Source organism: Streptomyces sp. NBC_00209 (genome assembly GCF_045206345.1).
In the GTDB taxonomy this organism is placed as follows: domain Bacteria; phylum Actinomycetota; class Actinomycetes; order Streptomycetales; family Streptomycetaceae; genus Streptomyces.
In genome coordinates this window covers 2,012,467-2,027,949 of record NZ_CP108121.1, presented here as the reverse complement: position 1 = coordinate 2,027,949, position 15,483 = coordinate 2,012,467, and the positions used below count along the sequence as shown (strand labels likewise).

The 15,483-nt window shown below is 74.8% G+C and carries 14 protein-coding genes; 11 read left to right on the top strand and 3 right to left on the bottom strand.

The features are described from left to right. Nucleotides 1-162 precede the first annotated feature (162 nt). Genes OG867_RS08775 through OG867_RS08765 form a run of 3 tightly spaced genes read left to right on the top strand, consistent with a single transcriptional unit; the run spans nucleotide 163 to nucleotide 1,953 of the window. A complete protein-coding gene (locus tag OG867_RS08775) occupies nucleotides 163-1,134 on the top strand; it encodes a zinc-binding dehydrogenase (protein ID WP_328902346.1) in 972 nt (323 codons plus the stop codon). Between the two features lie 31 nt (nucleotides 1,135-1,165). Continuing rightward, complete coding sequence (locus OG867_RS08770) at nucleotides 1,166-1,375, top strand: helix-turn-helix domain-containing protein (protein ID WP_018102716.1); 210 nt, start codon at nucleotides 1,166-1,168, stop codon at nucleotides 1,373-1,375. Continuing rightward, nucleotides 1,375-1,953, top strand: coding sequence for a Clp protease N-terminal domain-containing protein (locus OG867_RS08765; RefSeq protein WP_406284094.1), 579 nt, complete (start codon nucleotides 1,375-1,377; stop codon nucleotides 1,951-1,953). Before OG867_RS08770 ends, OG867_RS08765 begins: the two co-directional genes overlap by 1 nt. A 51-nt stretch (nucleotides 1,954-2,004) precedes the next feature. Here the strand turns inward: OG867_RS08765 and OG867_RS08760 are convergent, their stop codons facing one another. Beyond that, nucleotides 2,005-3,009: a helix-turn-helix transcriptional regulator gene (locus tag OG867_RS08760; RefSeq protein WP_406284092.1), complete on the bottom strand. Its 1,005-nt coding sequence runs from the start codon at nucleotides 3,007-3,009 to the stop codon at nucleotides 2,005-2,007. 1 nt (nucleotide 3,010) lies between these two features. After that, complete coding sequence (locus tag OG867_RS08755) at nucleotides 3,011-3,868, bottom strand: hypothetical protein (RefSeq protein WP_328902349.1); 858 nt, start codon at nucleotides 3,866-3,868, stop codon at nucleotides 3,011-3,013. 161 nt (nucleotides 3,869-4,029) lie between these two features. On the opposite strand from OG867_RS08755, the gene OG867_RS08750 reads away from it, so the two are divergent. After that, nucleotides 4,030-4,854 (top strand): hypothetical protein, encoded by an 825-nt coding sequence (locus tag OG867_RS08750; protein WP_406284090.1) that lies wholly within the window; start codon nucleotides 4,030-4,032, stop codon nucleotides 4,852-4,854. 3 nt (nucleotides 4,855-4,857) lie between these two features. Here the strand turns inward: OG867_RS08750 and OG867_RS08745 are convergent, their stop codons facing one another. Further along, a complete protein-coding gene (locus OG867_RS08745) occupies nucleotides 4,858-5,043 on the bottom strand; it encodes a DUF6104 family protein (RefSeq protein ID WP_328902351.1) in 186 nt (61 codons plus the stop codon). Between the two features lie 113 nt (nucleotides 5,044-5,156). On the opposite strand from OG867_RS08745, the gene OG867_RS08740 reads away from it, so the two are divergent. The 7 genes from OG867_RS08740 (at nucleotide 5,157) to OG867_RS08710 (ending at nucleotide 15,425) form a co-directional block, all read left to right on the top strand. After that, a complete protein-coding gene (locus OG867_RS08740; protein WP_406284088.1) occupies nucleotides 5,157-5,684 on the top strand; it encodes a CU044_2847 family protein in 528 nt (175 codons plus the stop codon). After that, complete coding sequence (locus OG867_RS08735) at nucleotides 5,681-7,744, top strand: trypsin-like peptidase domain-containing protein (protein WP_406284086.1); 2,064 nt, start codon at nucleotides 5,681-5,683, stop codon at nucleotides 7,742-7,744. Before OG867_RS08740 ends, OG867_RS08735 begins: the two co-directional genes overlap by 4 nt. 127 nt (nucleotides 7,745-7,871) lie before the next feature. Further along, complete coding sequence (locus OG867_RS08730; RefSeq protein WP_406284084.1) at nucleotides 7,872-8,897, top strand: AAA family ATPase; 1,026 nt, start codon at nucleotides 7,872-7,874, stop codon at nucleotides 8,895-8,897. Between the two features lie 7 nt (nucleotides 8,898-8,904). Then, entirely contained in the window at nucleotides 8,905-12,324 is a 3,420-nt protein-coding gene (locus OG867_RS08725; protein WP_406284082.1) for an SAV_2336 N-terminal domain-related protein, read from the top strand. A 151-nt stretch (nucleotides 12,325-12,475) separates the two neighbouring features. Beyond that, nucleotides 12,476-12,664 carry an FxSxx-COOH cyclophane-containing RiPP peptide gene (gene fxsA / locus OG867_RS08720; protein WP_406284080.1) on the top strand — a complete coding sequence of 63 codons (189 nt, stop codon included), beginning with the start codon at nucleotides 12,476-12,478 and terminating at the stop codon, nucleotides 12,662-12,664. A 146-nt stretch (nucleotides 12,665-12,810) separates the two neighbouring features. Further along, a complete protein-coding gene (locus OG867_RS08715; RefSeq protein ID WP_406284078.1) occupies nucleotides 12,811-14,037 on the top strand; it encodes an FxsB family cyclophane-forming radical SAM/SPASM peptide maturase in 1,227 nt (408 codons plus the stop codon). Further along, entirely contained in the window at nucleotides 14,034-15,425 is a 1,392-nt protein-coding gene (locus OG867_RS08710; protein ID WP_406284076.1) for an aKG-HExxH-type peptide beta-hydroxylase, read from the top strand. The genes OG867_RS08715 and OG867_RS08710 overlap by 4 nt, the downstream gene beginning before the upstream one ends. Nucleotides 15,426-15,483: the final 58 nt, after the last annotated feature.

Here is a 15,483-nt window from a genome sequence, read left to right as displayed (position 1 = left end):
ACCCCCGGTCCTCAATCGCCGGAGGGGCTTGATTTTGGCCGCGCGGCCACTTTCAGCCTCGCCGGCGTTTGAGGCGCGGGGTCCGGGGCGGAGCCCCGGTGCGCGGCGCGTCACAGTCGCAGGCGGTTACGCGTCAGTACGGCGCCCCCTATCGTCGGCGGCATGTTCGCCGCCTACGCAGCCACCCTGGACCCCGCCCACCCCCTCAACGGTCTGGAGCTGGGCGACCGCCCGGCCCCGCAGGACCGGCCCGGGTGGACCACCGTCGACGTCCGGGCCGCTTCCCTCAACCACCACGACCTCTGGTCCCTGCGCGGCGTCGGCCTCGCGGAGGACAAGCTGCCGATGATCCTCGGGTGCGACGCCGCCGGGATCGACCAGGACGGCAACGAGGTCGTCCTGCACTCCGTCATCGGCCAGACCGGGCACGGGGTCGGGCCCGACGAGCCCCGGTCCATCCTCACCGAGCGCTACCAGGGCACGTTCGCGGAGAGGGTCACCGTTCCCACGTACAACGTGCTGCCCAAGCCTCGGGAGCTGAGCTTCGAGCAGGCCGCCTGCCTGCCGACCGCCTGGCTCACCGCGTACCGGATGCTGTTCACCAACGCCGGGGTGCGCCCCGGGGACTCCGTGCTCGTGCAGGGCGCCGGCGGCGGGGTCGCGACCGCCGCGATCGTGCTCGGCCGGGCCGCCGGGCTGCGGGTCTACGCCACCAGCCGCGACGAGGCCAAGCGCGGGCGGGCCGTCGAGCTGGGCGCCGTCGAGGCGTTCGAGGCGGGGGCCCGGCTGCCGCACCGGGTGGACGCCGTCATCGAGACGGTCGGCGCCGCCACCTGGTCCCACTCCGTCAAGTCGCTGCGCCCCGGCGGCACCCTGGTCATCTCCGGCGCCACCAGCGGCGACCGCCCCTCGCACGCCGAGCTGACCCGGATCTTCTTCCTGGAGCTGAAGGTCGTCGGCTCGACCATGGGCTCCAAGGACGAGCTGGAGGATCTGCTGGCCTTCTGCGCCACCACCGGCGTGCGCCCCGTGATCGACGAGGTGCTGCCCCTGGACCGCGCCCGGGACGGCTTCGAACGTCTCGCGGCGGGCGACCAGTTCGGGAAGATCGTGCTCACTGTCAACAACGGTTGACAAGGCCCGCATGTCAACGTAAGTTGACATCATGACCGAAGCAACGGATCTCGCCGAGCGGGCGGGCGACCGCGACCCCCGCGTGGGGCTGCGGTCGGTCGCCGCGCTGCGGCGGCTGCTGGAGCAGCTGGAAGCCGTACAAGTCAGAAGCGCCCGCGCCAAGGGCTGGTCGTGGCAGGAGATCGCCGCCGAACTGGGCGTCAGCAGGCAGGCCGTGCACAAGAAGTACGGGAGGCATTGATGTTCGAGCGATTCACCAAGGACGCCCGCGCCACGGTGACCGGCGCCGTGGAACACGCCGGGCGGACCGGGGCCGCCACGGTCACCGGGGAACAGCTGCTGCTCGCCCTGCTGGACCAGGAAGGCGGCCGGGCCGCGTTCGCGCTCACCGCGCTGGGCCTCGTGGACCGCAGGGAGTCCGTCGAGGCGGCGCTCGCCGAGGCCCGCAGGCGCGGCGGCATGAGCAGGGCCGACGCCGACGCGCTCGCGGACATCGGCATCGACCTCGGCGCCGTCGTCTCACGCATCGAGGAGGCGCACGGCGAGGGGGCCCTGCGGGGCGACGGCGGGCGCCGGCGCCGGGCGGGCCGGCCGTCCTTCTCCCGGGAGGCGAAGAAGACCCTGGAGAAGTCGCTGCGCGTCGCACTCGGGCGCGGCGACCGGTCCATCGGCGGCGAACACCTCCTGCTGGCCCTCACCGCGACCCCCGGCCCCGTCGCCGACGTGCTCGCCGAGCACGGGGCGACGTACGCCTCGGTCGAGCGCGCGCTGTACGGGAACGGGGCCGGTGGCGCGGAGGGCCACCGCAAGGCGGGCTGAACGCGCGGGGGCGAGCAGGGCCGACGGGGGCCGGGCGACCGGCCCCCGTACCTACTTATCCGCGTCCCCCCGCAGCACCGCACCCACCTGCCCCGCCGCCGTCGCCAAGTGGCGGCGGGCCTCCGCGAGCTGGGCCTCCGTCACCCCGTGGTCCCGCGCGGCGTCGCGGATCTCGTCGCGGAAGCGGTCGAGCAGCCGGTCCAGATCGCGGGCCGGGTCACCCGTGCCGCCCGTGTCCCGGCCCCACTCGGGGTCGGTTCCGGCGGCGTCCGGCTTGACGTACGGCCCCCAGCTCCCCGTACGGGCGAAGCCGCCCAGCTGGCCGGTGATCTCGGCCAGGCCCTCGCGGACCCCGGCCGGCCAGTCGCCCCGGGCGAAGTGCTCCTGGACCTGGCGGGCGGCGTTCTGCATCTGCTCGCGCGCCCGGTCCTGGGCCTCCTTGGCCTGGCGGCGGGCCTGCTGGGCGTCCTGGCGGGCGCGCCGGGACTCGTCCTTGGCGCGGCGGGCCTGCTCCTTCCACTCCTGCTTGGCCTTGCGCAGCTCGTCCTTGGCGGTACGCCACGTCTCGTGGTCACCGAAGTCACCGAGCCCGCCGAACGGCTCCTTGCCGCCCGGAGCGGCGCCCGGAGCGGCGCCCGAAGTAGCGCCCGGAGCGGCGCCCGGCGTGTGGCGCGACTCGTCGGCCGCCGCCCGCATCTCACTGCGCAGCTTGCCCGCGGCCCCGCGCACGTCGTCGCGCGTCTCGGCGGCCAGCTCGGAGACCGACTCGCGGATCTCCAGCTCCAGATCGGCCAGCTCCCCGGTGCGGTCGGCCAGTTCGGCGCGGCCGGCGTCGGTGATCGAGTAGACCTTGCGGCCGCCCTCCGTGGCGTGCGTGACCAGGCCCTCCGCCTCCAGCTTGGCCAGCCGGGGGTAGACCGTGCCGGCCGAGGGGGCGTACAGGCCCTGGAAGCGCTCCTCCAGCAGCCGGATCACCTCGTAGCCGTGCCGGGGCGCCTCGTCCAGCAGCTTGAGGAGGTACAGCCGCAGACGGCCGTGGGCGAATACGGGGGGCATGTCAGAGCACCTTTCCGGTCGGCTCGGCGTCGTACGGTTCCTCCTCGGCCGGCGGGCGGCGCAGGAGCGCGATCGACCCCGATACGGTCGTCGCCCGCAGGGTGCCGGTGCCGGGGCCCAGCGTGCCGGTGATCTTCTTCGCGCCCCACTGGCCGCCGACCCGCAGGTCCTCGAAGCCGTTGGAGACGGAACCGCTCGCCGTGTTCGCCTCGACCCGCGTGTCGGCGGGGTGCGGCAGCCGGATGGCGATCTCGCCGGAGACCGTGGTCAGCCGGATGTCCGTGGGCTTCCCGGTCGGGTCCAGGTCGAGCACCATGGCGCCGCTGACGGACTCCGCCTTCACGGAGGCGCCCGCGCCCTCGACCACCGTCAGCTCGCCGGAGACCGACTTGAAGCGCAGGTCCCCGGTGACGGACTGGGCCTCGACGCTGCCCGACACGGTCTCCGCGCCGACCGGCCCGGAGAGCTTGACGAGTGTGGTGTCCCCGGTGACGCCACGCACCTCCGTACGGCCCCGGACACCGGAGACGAACGCCCCGGCGCCGACCACGCCGACCTCCACCGAGGCGCCGGCCGGGACGGCGAGCGAGACGACCGCGGTGCGGCGCCACTCCTTGCGGTCGAACCACTTCAGCAGGTTCTGCCAGGCCAGGTCCTCGTACGCCACGGTCAGGACGCCGTCCTCCTGCGTCACGACCAGCGGCGGGCCCTCGATGGCGGAGACCTCCAGGCGCGCGGTCGGCTCGTCGGTGCCGACCACGTTGACCGTGCCGTTGACGACGCGCACCTTCAGCGCGGTCACGGGTTCCTCGAAGGTCAGTTTCCGAGGCTCGGCGACGGCCCACGTCGAGACAGGCATGGATCTGACCTCCCGATAGCACTGGCGACGCAACATATCGCGTCTCTTGGAGAACACGATATATCGCGGATGTGGGAAGTCAAGAAAAGGGGCCCGGGTGCGGAGGGGGCGGTGTGCGCAAAACCCCACAAACGGTGACGAGGTGTCCTACGGTGTGAGGCATGGACGCGAGCTCACCCGTGGGTGCCCTGCTGCTGTGCCGGACCGTGCCGGACGCCGTGCGCCCGGTCGCGCAACTGCTCCGCGAACCGCTGCTGCTCGCGCCGGCCGGGCCGGGCTGGAGCGTTCTCGTACCAGAGGGGGAGCCCTGGCAGGGCGGCCGCCGGGCCAGGGCGGGGGAGGGGGAGCGGGCCGAGCCCGTCGACCGGGTGCTGGGCGGCTGGGCCACCGCGCTCGCCGTCGGCTCCACCTGGCCGGTGCTCGCGCTGTGGTGGGACGGCGACCGGGCCGGATACACGCTCGCCTCGGGATTCCGCCGCCCCGTGGGCTACGTCTGGCTCGCGGACGGTACCCCCGCCGGTGAGGACGAGGCCATGCGTACGTTCGCCGAGCGGCTGGGGCTCGACCCCGTACTGGACGTGCAGTCGCTCGAAGCGCTCACCCGGCCCGACCCGGACGCCGACGCCCGGGCCCGGCTGCGCGGGCTGATCGCCGTGCTCACCCGCACCGGCCTCGCGCTCCCGGCCGGGAGCGAGCCCGGGAGCGAGGGGTGGCAAGGGGCCGAGCGCATCGACTGGCCCGGGTGGCGCGACGCGGTCAAGGTCGACCTGGGCGCGGTGGAGAGCAGCCGGTTCGGACCGTGGGTGCGGGGTCCGCGGGCGCGGGCACTCGCGGGCGCCCAGCTCGCGGCGGGACTGCCGCTCGCCCTGTGGGGAGCGGCCCGGCGCAGCGGCGGCTGGGCCTTCGCCGGGGTGCTCCTGATGGTGCACGGGGCGCTGGGACTCGCGTACGACCGCGTACGCGAAGGCCGCGCCGGCGGGGAGTGACCCCTACTCGTCCTCGTCGTCCTCGTCGTCCAGACGGGCCAGCCAGGTCGCGAGGCGCTCGACCGGCACCTCGAAGTCGGGATGGAGATCGACGAACGTACGAAGCTGCTCGGCGAGCCACTCGAAAGTGACCTCCTCCTCGCCTCGCCGCTTCTCCAGCTCCTCGATACCGCGGTCGGTGAAGTACATGGCCCGATTCTAGAGCCGCCTTCGCGCACCTCAGGACGCCTCCTCGCCCATCCACCCCGCATCCGCCGACTACGGCCGTTAATCTGCGGGTAGTTGGTGAAACGGGGGGTGTCATGGGTGACAGTGGGTCCCGTATTACGCGCATCGAGCTGCCGGACGGCACACCGGTCTGGGCCAGGATCTCCGGAGCCGAGGAGCTGACCGGGCCGGGCGGCGGCGGTGGTCCGACCTATACGGACACCGGCTTCGGGGACTTCGCGGACCAGGTGCAGGCCCGGGTCGAGAGCCTGCACTCGGTGGTGACCGGGGTCGCGCGCTCGCTCGCCGTGCCGCTGCGCGCGGTGCGGCCGGACGAGGTGAGCGTCGAGTTCGGCATCGAGCTGACCGCCAAGGCCGGGAGGATCGTCGGGCTGCTCGCGGACGGCGAGGCGAAGGGTGCCATCACGGTCACCCTCACCTGGAACGGCGGTGGGCCACCCATCGACGCGCCCCCGCCCGCCCCCGTACCGGCGCAGGCGGCCGTGCCCTTCGCGCCCCCGCCGGGCGCCGGCGCACCTCCCGGCTTCCCGCCCGCCGGGGCACCCCCCGGCGCACCGGCACACCCCGGCGGTGCGGACGACACCGACGGCGGCGGGGCATGACCTTCGGGGAACAGGGGGGCGCAGAGGGGTCCCTCGGCCCCGCCCAGGCCGCCCTCATGGACCTCGTCCAGGACGCCACCGTACGCATCCATCGCCCGCCGTCCGGGTATGCCCAGGACGGACCGGAAGGGGACTTCCTGGGCAGCGGCTTCTTCGTCGCACCCAGCTGGGTCCTCACGTGCGCGCACGTGGCGATGCGGGGGGAGGCGGGCATGGTGGGCGTGTGGTTCAAGGAGGACCGCTACAGCACGGAACTGACCGAGGTGCCGGGCCGGGTCGTCGCCGCCCTGCCCGGCGCCCGGCCCCCGGGCCCGGGCGGCTGGCCGGCCCCCGACCTGGCGCTCATCCAGCTCCAGCGCCCCGTCGAACACCCCTGCGTGTACGTCACCGAGCGGTCCGAGGCGATGCTCCGCAGCCGCGAGGTCCGCTGTGTGGGCTGGGCGCAGGAGCAAGGCGGCGGACTCCGGAACCGCAGCGGCGTCTGCGTCGTCAAGGGCTCGTACGGAGGGTCGGGCGACGCCGAACAGGTCGTCAGGATCGACGGCGACTGGGTGGAGCTCGGCATGTCCGGCGGCCCGCTGGTGGACCTCGCCCGGGGCGAGGTCGTCGGCGTCATCAAGTCGCAGATCAACGGCCACCAGGGCGGCACCGCCGTCGGCGTGGAACGACTGCGCACCCTGGAGGTGCCGGCCGGGCCCGTCGAGACCGAGACCGACGACATATACCAGTCCGTCTTCCACGCCCACGACCGCTACCACGCCGACCGGCACACCAGCTCCGCCGGGACCGGGCGGACCTGGACCGACGCGCAGAGCGACCTGCCCGACCCGCCCGGCGGCATCCTCGGCCCCAAGCTGCGCGCCGAACTCCTGGGCCGGCTCGCCGAGCTCTCGCCCCCGGCCAGCACCCGGTCGCTGCTGACGCTGCTCGACCGGCTGCCCGGGGTGTACGCCCGCGACCACCGCCCGGCCCCGCGCGGCTGGCGCGACGGACTCGGCGCGCTGTACGACGCCCGGGCCCGCGACCGCGAGGCGCGGTTCGAGCTGATCGTCCGCTACTGCATGGGCGTCCTCGCGGCCGACCGCCCCTGCGGCCAGCTCTCCGTGCGCAACGCCAAGGCGCTCTGGGGCTGGGTCAAGCGCATCGCCGACACCGAACTGCCCCGCGACCTGCGCCGGCAGCTCGACGTGGAGTGGGCCGCGATCCGGCTCCGCCTGGAACAGAACCGCCAGCGGGCCGCCCGCGCCCCGGCGGACGAACCGGTCCTCTACGGCGACCGCGACCGCGTCGTGCTCCATGTGGACCTCCAGGGCTGGGCCCGCGACCAGTACGACTGGCGGGTCGCCGTGGACCGCCGGGCCGGCGAGGCGGAGCCCGTGGACGAGGACAGCCGCGGCGTGCCGCTCGGCACCGTCCCGGACCGGCTCGCCGCCGCGCTGACCGAGGCGTTCCGCCGGTGCGACGAACCGGGCAGCCCCGCCATGCTCCAGGTCGTGGTCGCGCCCGCGCTCTTCGGCCTCCCGGTGGACGACTGGGAGCTGCCGCCGTCCGGGATGCGGCTCGGAGCCGTACGACCGGTGGTGCTGCGCAGCCCGTACCAGGGTGCGGCCCATGAGCGGCCCGCCCGGTGGGACGCGGGTCTGGCGGCCACGATCCGGGCCGAGGTGGTCGACTGCGAGGACGAATTGCGGGTACGTGTACCGGAGTCGGCGCGGTTGCGCGCCCTGGCTCACGAGACCGTGCCCGTCCTGTGCCGCTACGGCAACCCGGACGCCGACGTGACGGCCGGGGTGGTGCGGCTGCTCGACAGCGGCTTCGGCGTGGCGCTGCTCCAGCGGCGCACGGCGGAGGGCGACACGGTCTGCAAGGAGTTCCACCGGCGCGTGGCCGAGGCGGTGTCGGACACCCGCACCCACGACCGGCTGCCGTGGAAGATCCACGAACTGAGACGCGGGGTGAGCGCGGGGCGGACGGAGATGTACTGGTCCGCCGGCGCCGCCCTCTACTACGACGACCCACACCGTCCGCTGCCGGGCTCCGACTTCCTGGAGGCGCCGTGAGCCACCCGAAGCATCAGTCGTGTAAGCGAACTGACCTTCCCCTTACGGGTGTTGAACCGGATCGCTACGGTAGGGCACGTCCGACGCAGGCCGCCCCTGGCGGACGAGTGACAACGAGGGACACGCTATGAGTGAACCGAGCGAGTGGCTCATCTACCGGGGCATCGGCGAACCGCACGACGAGGTTCCCCAGCTGCCGCCCCCGCCGCCCTGGCGCGACTTCACCGGAGGCCGCGGGCCCGGCGGGGCGGACGGCGGCGAGTCCGCCGACCGGCGGCTCGGCATCCCCGGGCGCGTCGCCGAGGAGCACCGGCCCGGCGCCGAGGAACTGGAGATGATCAACGCGGCGCTGTACCTGCGGCGCCCCCTGCTCGTCACCGGGGACCCGGGCGCGGGCAAGAGCACCCTGGCCCACTCCGTGGCGCGGGAGCTCGAACTCGGCAAGGCGCTGCGCTGGCCCGTGGTCAGCCGCACCACGCTCCAGGACGGCCTCTACCACTACGACGCCATCGCCAGGCTCCAGGACGTCCAGATCGCCTCGCACGCGGCGGCCGGCGGCGCGGAAGGGGCCGACGCGGCGCAGAGCGTGGGCAGTTACATCCGGCTCGGCCCGCTCGGCACCGCGCTGCTGCCCTCGGACCGGCCGCGCGTCCTGCTCATCGACGAGCTGGACAAGAGCGACATCGACCTCCCCAACGACCTGCTGAACGTCCTGGAGGAGGGCGAGTTCGCCATCCCCGAGCTGGAGCGGATCGCCGACCGGCTGCCCGACGGCGAGGCGGACGTCCTCGACCACGACGGCAACAAGGTCCGCATCAAGGGCGGCCGGGTGCAGTGCCGGGCCTTCCCCTTCGTGGTGCTCACGAGCAACGGCGAACGGGACTTCCCGGCCCCGCTGATGCGCCGCTGCATCCACCTGGAACTCGGCCGCCCCGACCACAAGCGCCTCGCCTCCTTCGTCAAGGCCCACCTCGGCGAGGAGGCCGCCCGCGCCAGCGACGACCTGATCGCCCACTTCCTGGAACGCTCCCGCACCGAACTCCTCGCCACGGACCAGCTGCTGAACGCGATATACCTCACGCACGCCGCGTCACCGGCGGGCCGCGACCGGCTCGCCGACCTGCTCATCCAGCGACTCGACCGGCCGAGGTGAGGTTCTGATGTCCGGTGCGGCGGACGAGAACGGTGGCGGCGGCGGGCCCGGGGCCCCGGAGCTCCACGACGACGGGTTACTGCCCGAGCTGGTCGCGCGGCTGCGCGGCGCCGGGCTCGACCCGGACGTCGAGCAGCTCTGCGACGCCCTCTGGCTGGCCCGGTGGACCCGCGGCGCGTCCGCGCCCGACGAGGAGGGCGCCGGGCCGGACCCCGCGCGCCGCCCCGGCCACAGCCCCGCCGAAGAGCGCCCCGACCCCCGCCGCACCACCACGCCGGAGGTCCGCACCCCGGACGCGGACCCGGACACCCGACGCGAGGAGACGCCCGCATCGGGAGATGGCGAGCGGATCTCCCTGCACCCCGTCCCCGGCCGTACGCGGACCGGCGGCCCGGACCCGGCACCGGACCCGGCGGGCGCGCGGTCCCGTGCGGACGCCCGCGCCGCCGTGCTGCCCCTCGGCGTACCGGCCGCGCCCGTGCTGCCCGCCCCCCTCGAACTGACCCGCGCACTTCGCCCGTTGCAGCGCTACCGCCCGGTCTCCGCACCACTGCGCCAGGTCCTGGACGAGTCGGCGACCGCCGAACGCAGCGCCCGCGCCGGGGGCGTGGTCATGCCGGTCTTCCGGGGAGTCCGGCGCGGCGACGCCGTCGTGCAGTGCGTGATGGACGCCTCCTCCTCGATGCTGGTCTGGGACCGGCTGTTCGAGGAGCTCCAGCAGATCTTCGCCCGGATCGGCGCGTTCCGGGACGTCCAGATCCGCTACCTCCACCCCGGCCCTGACGGCGGCTGCACGGTCAGTCGCAGCCCCGACCCCACCGCCGCCCCGCTCCACTCGGCGGACCGGCTCAGCGACCCCACCGGACGCCGGGTGACCGTCGTGGTCAGCGACTGCGCGGGCCCCCTCTGGCGCACCGGACACGCCCACCGGCTGCTGCACCAGCTCGCCCGGCTCGCCCCGGTCGCCGTGCTCCAGCCGCTGCCGCAGCGCATGTGGAACCGGACCCGGCTGCCGGTCACCTTCGGCTCCCTCACCCGGGGCGAGGGCCCGGCCGGGGCCACCCTCCTCAAGGTCAGCGGCGACGCCGGAACGGGCCCCGCCCACCCCGGCGCCCTCGCCGTCCCCGTGCTGCCACCGGTCGCGGACGCGCTCGCCGCCTGGGCCCGGCTGCTCTCCGGCACCGGCGCGGCCTCGGTCCCGGGCGCCGTCGGCTGGGTCCGGGCCGACCAGCCCGCGGCCCCCGCCCGCCGCCCGGGCGAGGCCCCGTCCTCGCTGCACCTGGTCAGCCGGTTCCGCTCGACGGCCTCCCCGGCGGCCGGACAGCTCGCCGTCTACCTCGCGGCGGCCCCCCTCTACCTGCCCGTCATGCAGCTCGTCCAGCGCACGATGCTGCCCCACTCCGGCCCCTCCGAACTCGCCGAGGTCCTGCTGAGCGGCCTTCTCAAGCGGCAGGAGGGCGGCACCGGACGCGGACAGTGGTACGTCTTCGAGCCCGACGTCCAGGAAGCACTGCTCGGGCCCCTCGGCCGCGACGAGGCCCTCCTCGTACTCAAGCACTGCTCGCAGTACATAGAGCAGCGGTTCGGCAAGGGCGGGCCCAACTTCCCGGCCCTGGCCTACGCCCAGCTCGGCGACGGCACCACCCGCGACGCCACGCACGACACCGCCTGGCCCCTCCCCGCCCGGGACGCCGACGGGGACACGGAGGACGCCGACGACAGTGAGGAGCACGACGGGAACGGGGGGAACGAAAGACCCGGGGGTCCGCGCGTCCCCCACGCCTTTGCCGAAGTCGCAGCCCGCGTACTGGAGCGATTCATGCCCGTACCGCCACGATTCGTCACCCGGGAGCCCAAGACCCCCGGACACCCCCAGACCGCCGGCCTCGCCGTGCGCCGCGCGCGGGAACTCGTGCGCCACTTCGAGACCGACAAGATGGTGCAGCGCCTGATCGACGCCGTCCAGCTGCTCAGGGGCGCCGCCGAGCACGGCCAGGCGCCCGACGACGACACCGAGCTCCAGGCGGAGTACGCGCGCTGCGTGCTGCGCCTGTGGGAGGTCCAGGGCGGCGCCGACCTGCTCGAAGAGGCCGAACGCGCCGCGGAACGGGCCGCCGCCCGCCCCGGCGCCGTACGGGAACGCGCGGTGCTCGCCAAGGTGCTGCACGCGGCCGCCGACGACCGGCGCAGGCGCGGCGACCGGCGCGGCGCGCTGGAGCTGCTCCGGCGCGCCGACCGCGAGTACACCGCTGCCTGCGCCAGCCCCGGCCTGGAGCCCGGCGAAGCCCTCCGCCTCACCCTGGAACGGGTCCGGGCCCTGGAGGCACAGTGGCGGCTCGACGGCGACACCGCCCTCCTCCAGAGCGCCTGCGGCATGCTCGAAGCGTTCGCCGACGCCTGGCCCGACCAGGAGAACCGCCCCGCCGTCCTGCCCCTCCAGCACGGCCGCACCCTCCTGAAGCTGGCCCGCGCCACCCAGGACGGCGAACAGTCCCGCGAGTACGCCCGCCAGTCGGCCCGGTCCCTGCGCACCGCGTTCACCCGGAGCACCGGGCAGACCATGGGCACCGAGGTCCGCGTCGTCCTGGACCTGGTCGACGCGCTGCTCGCCTCGGGCGCCGAGCCGGAGGAGGCCGCCACCCTCACCGCCCAGTCGCTGGAGACCGTACGCGACCAGCGGCAGCGCGCCCAGCTCCAGACCCGGGCCGGCCGGGTCCGGGCCGCCCGCTACGAACACACCGGCGACCCCGCCGAACTCGTCGCCGCCGCCGAGTGGTTCGCCCGCGCGGCCCGGGGCATCCCCCGCGACTCCCGCGCCTACACCGACCTGCTCGCCGAGTGGGGCGCCACGCTGCTGCGCCGCGCCGAACTCCCGGACGGCCGCCCGCACATCGGCGCGGCGGTCCGGGTCCTGCGCGACTGCCGCTCCGAGATGCCGGCCGGCGGCGCCCAGCAGTCCGAGCGGCTGCTGATGCTGGGCCGCGCCCTGATGCTGCGCCACCGCGCCACGGCGGACCGGGTCGACCTGCGGGAGGCCGAGTACCTCTTCAAGCTGGCGGCCGAGGAGGCCACCGCCCCGCTCACCGCCGCCCGCTGCTGGCTGGAGCTGGGCCGGGCCCTCCTCCAGGCCGCCGGCGTCCTCGACCGCCCGGCCCGCCGTGACGAGGCGGCGGAGGCGTTCCGGTCGGCCGCCGACGCGGCCGGCGAGGCGCAAACGGAGCTGGAGAGTCCACAACATCTCCAGGAAGCCGTGGAGTTGGCTGCTACAGCCAACCACTGGCGGGGTATGACGTACGAGAGGGCGGGACGCCCCCGGGCCGCGCGCGACGCGTACCGGGCGGCCCGCCAGGAGTGGCGCAAACTGCCGGACACCGGCGGCTCGGCGGGTGAGGCGACCGCCGAGCGGCTGGCGGAGCTGGAGCGGTGAGAGCGGCGCGCTCGACGGAGAGCGCGCCCGGGCCCCGGCGTACGCGTAGGGCAGAGGACGACAGGGCAGGTCACGGATGCGGGACCGGCGGGACGCGCTCAACGGCGAGCGGGTCACCGGCCGGCCCGGTGCTGCGGTACGGGGAGGCGTGATGAGCGAGTCGACACGGTACGAGGGAACGGGCGCGGGCGGCGCGGGCGAACTGCCGGACCTGCTGGGCCTGGACCTGGCGACCCTGCGGACGATGGACCACCCGGTGCTGTCCGAGGTGGTGGCCGATCTGCGCGGGCGGGCGGAGCAGCCGAAGGAAATGCTCTGGGGGTTCACCAACGCGTTCTGAGCGTGAACCGCACGGTTTCGGCCGGGGGTGTGCCTGATCAGGACATCATGGCCCTGGCCGGGCCTGCGTCCGCCGTACTCCGGGGACACTCACCCCGGGCCGACGGCGGGGCCATCCCGGCCGGCGTACAGCACGGGGGTGCTCGAATGGCTGGACGGACGACGCCGCGGGAGGAGCGGCCCGCGGAGCCGGCGCCGCGCGGTGACGCCCGTGCGCGCAGCCGCGCGCACCCGGTGCCCTTCGAGCAGTTCATCGTGAAGGTGCACGGCCGCTGCAACCTGGCCTGCCGCTACTGCTACCTGTACGAGGGCCCCGACCGCACCTGGCGCGACCGCCCGTCCGCCGCGTCGCCCGCCGTCCTCGACCGCACCGCCGCCCGGATCGCCGAGCACGCGGCCGCCCACGGACTCACGAACGTCGCCCTCGTCCTGCACGGCGGCGAACCCCTGCTCGCCGGGCCGGGCCGGCTGGCCGCCCTCGCCGACGCGGTGCGCGCACGGGTGCCGGCGGACTGCGCCGTCCACACCACCGTGCAGACCAACGCCACCCTGCTCACGGACGCGGGCATCGCCACGCTCGCCGGGCACGGCATCCGCGTCGGCATCAGCCTCGACGGGGGGCTCGCCGCCCACAACACCCTGCGCACCGACCACGCGGGCCGCCCCTCCTGGCCGGCCGCCTCCCGGGGCGCCAGGCTCCTGGCCGACCACCACCCCGAGGCGTACGCGGGCATCCTCACCGTCGTGGACCCGGGCACCGATCCGGTGGAGATGTACGAGTCACTGCTCGCCCTGCGCCCTCCGGCCCTGGACCTCCTGCTGCCGCACGGCAACTGGTCCAGCCCGCCGCCGGGCCTTTCCGCCGCTCCCGGTCCGGGGCGCCCCACCCCGTACGGCGACTGGCTGTGCACGGTCTTCGACCGCTGGTGGGCGGCGCCCCGGCGGGAGACCCGGATCCGGCTGTTCGAGGAGTGCTTCGCGCTCCTCCTCGGGCTGCCCGCCGCGACCGAATCCCTCGGCCTGGACCCGCTCAACGCGGTCGTGGTCGAGACGGACGGCTCCATCGAGCAGGTCGACTCGCTCAAGTCCGCGTACGACGGCGCGGCCGCCACCGGCCTCGACGTCTTCCACCACACCTTCGACGAGGCGCTGCGCCACCCGGGCGTGGCCGCCCGCCAGGCGGGGGCCGGCGCGCTCGCCGCCGCCTGCCGCGCCTGCCCGCTGCTGACCGTGTGCGGGGGCGGCCACTACGCACACCGCTACCGCGCAGACAACGGTTTCCGGAACCCCTCCGTCTACTGCGCCGACCTCGAACGGCTGATCCGCCACCTCGCGGACCGGCTCGCCGAAGCAACCGCTGGAGACCCCCCATGAGTTCTGCCGTCCCCGACCACGTCCTGCGCGAGCTCGGCCGCACCGAGGGCGACGCCGCGTCGCTGGGCCTGCTCGTCCGCGACCAGGACACCCGCCGCCTCGTCCTCCTGCGCGCCGTGCTCGACGCGGCGGAGGCCGCCCCGGCCACCGTGTGCCCACCCCCGCTGCTGGACCGGCTCCGGGAGGACTGGGCCCTCCTCGAAGCCGCCGAACACGCGGACCGGGGGGCGGTGCGAACCGTTCTGTTCCACCCCTTGGTGGGGCCGTGGGCCGGGCGGCTGCTGGGCGGGCTCACTTCCGGCGCCCCCGCCGGGCCCGACCTCCGCGCCGACCTGGCGCATCTGACGGCGCTGGCGGCGGCGGGGGCGGTGCGGGCGGGGGTGGGACTCGACGTCCGGCTCACCCCGCGCCGGGGGCTGGTCTCCCTGCCCACGCTCGGCGCCGTCCGGTCCGGTACGGGCCAGGTCCGGCTCTCGTACCGCGGGGACGAGTTGACGTTGTCCCCGCAGGACGGTCCGCCGTTCACGGTCCGTCGCCACACCGACCAGACCCTGAGCTCGGCCGACCCGCGCTGGCTTCCGGTGCTCATGCTCCGCCCCGTCGCGCCGGGCAGTGCGCCCGTATCCCTCGACGACGTCGATCCCTACGGCATGGAGGTCGGGGACCGCCCGTCGCACCGGCTGAGCGGGGCCGCCCACGTCGATGACCGCGAACGCAAGGAGTGGGCCCAGTCCTGGTCCGGTCTCGAACCCCTGCTCAGGGTCGGCGGCGAACACCGCCTCGCCGAGACGGCCGTGCTGCTCCGGTGCATGGTGCCCCTCGGGCACCCGGGCGGCGCCGGACCTGACGGCGAGGGCGCGGCGCACTGCAGTGCCACCAGGCGCGAGGCATTCGGGGCCGTACTCAGCAGCAAGCCCGCCACCGCGGCCTTCTTCGCCTCGACGCTCGTCCACGAACTCCAGCACACCAAGCTGTCCGCCCTCACCGCCCTGGTATCGCTCCACCGCGAGGACGCGACCGAGCGGTACTTCGCCCCCTGGCGCCCCGATCCCCGGCCCTTCGACGGTCTGCTCCAGGGTGCCTACTCGCACCTGGCGCTCGCCGACTACTGGCAGCGGTTCGCCCTGCACGCGCGCCGGGTCACCCACCATGACCTGGCATGGGCCGAGCACGCCCGCTGCCGCGAACAGGTCGGCGCCGTGCTGCCCGTGCTTGCGGGCTCGGCGGCGCTCACCGCGGAGGGCCGGACGCTGGTCAACGAGATGATCTCCGTCTACCACCGTTTGGACGACAATCCGCCCCCCTCCGGGCACCTCGCGCGCGCTCAGGCACACGTGTCCACCACCAAGGTGATATGGCAGCAGAGGAACGGCTTTCGAAGGCAGTGAGAAGCCGGGGATTCCCGCTGGAGCGACAGTGCTCCGGTGTATGTTGACAAGGCTCGTA

Coding starts and splice junctions, on each gene's coding strand:
- OG867_RS08775 (WP_328902346.1), top strand. CDS start 163: ATGTTCGCCGCCTACGCAGCCACCCTGGACCCCGCCCACCCCCTCAAC.
- OG867_RS08770 (WP_018102716.1), top strand. CDS start 1,166: ATGACCGAAGCAACGGATCTCGCCGAGCGGGCGGGCGACCGCGACCCC.
- OG867_RS08765 (WP_406284094.1), top strand. CDS start 1,375: ATGTTCGAGCGATTCACCAAGGACGCCCGCGCCACGGTGACCGGCGCC.
- OG867_RS08760 (WP_406284092.1), bottom strand. CDS start 3,009: ATGCCCCCCGTATTCGCCCACGGCCGTCTGCGGCTGTACCTCCTCAAG.
- OG867_RS08755 (WP_328902349.1), bottom strand. CDS start 3,868: ATGCCTGTCTCGACGTGGGCCGTCGCCGAGCCTCGGAAACTGACCTTC.
- OG867_RS08750 (WP_406284090.1), top strand. CDS start 4,030: ATGGACGCGAGCTCACCCGTGGGTGCCCTGCTGCTGTGCCGGACCGTG.
- OG867_RS08745 (WP_328902351.1), bottom strand. CDS start 5,043: ATGTACTTCACCGACCGCGGTATCGAGGAGCTGGAGAAGCGGCGAGGC.
- OG867_RS08740 (WP_406284088.1), top strand. CDS start 5,157: ATGGGTGACAGTGGGTCCCGTATTACGCGCATCGAGCTGCCGGACGGC.
- OG867_RS08735 (WP_406284086.1), top strand. CDS start 5,681: ATGACCTTCGGGGAACAGGGGGGCGCAGAGGGGTCCCTCGGCCCCGCC.
- OG867_RS08730 (WP_406284084.1), top strand. CDS start 7,872: ATGAGTGAACCGAGCGAGTGGCTCATCTACCGGGGCATCGGCGAACCG.
- OG867_RS08725 (WP_406284082.1), top strand. CDS start 8,905: ATGTCCGGTGCGGCGGACGAGAACGGTGGCGGCGGCGGGCCCGGGGCC.
- fxsA (WP_406284080.1), top strand. CDS start 12,476: ATGAGCGAGTCGACACGGTACGAGGGAACGGGCGCGGGCGGCGCGGGC.
- OG867_RS08715 (WP_406284078.1), top strand. CDS start 12,811: ATGGCTGGACGGACGACGCCGCGGGAGGAGCGGCCCGCGGAGCCGGCG.
- OG867_RS08710 (WP_406284076.1), top strand. CDS start 14,034: ATGAGTTCTGCCGTCCCCGACCACGTCCTGCGCGAGCTCGGCCGCACC.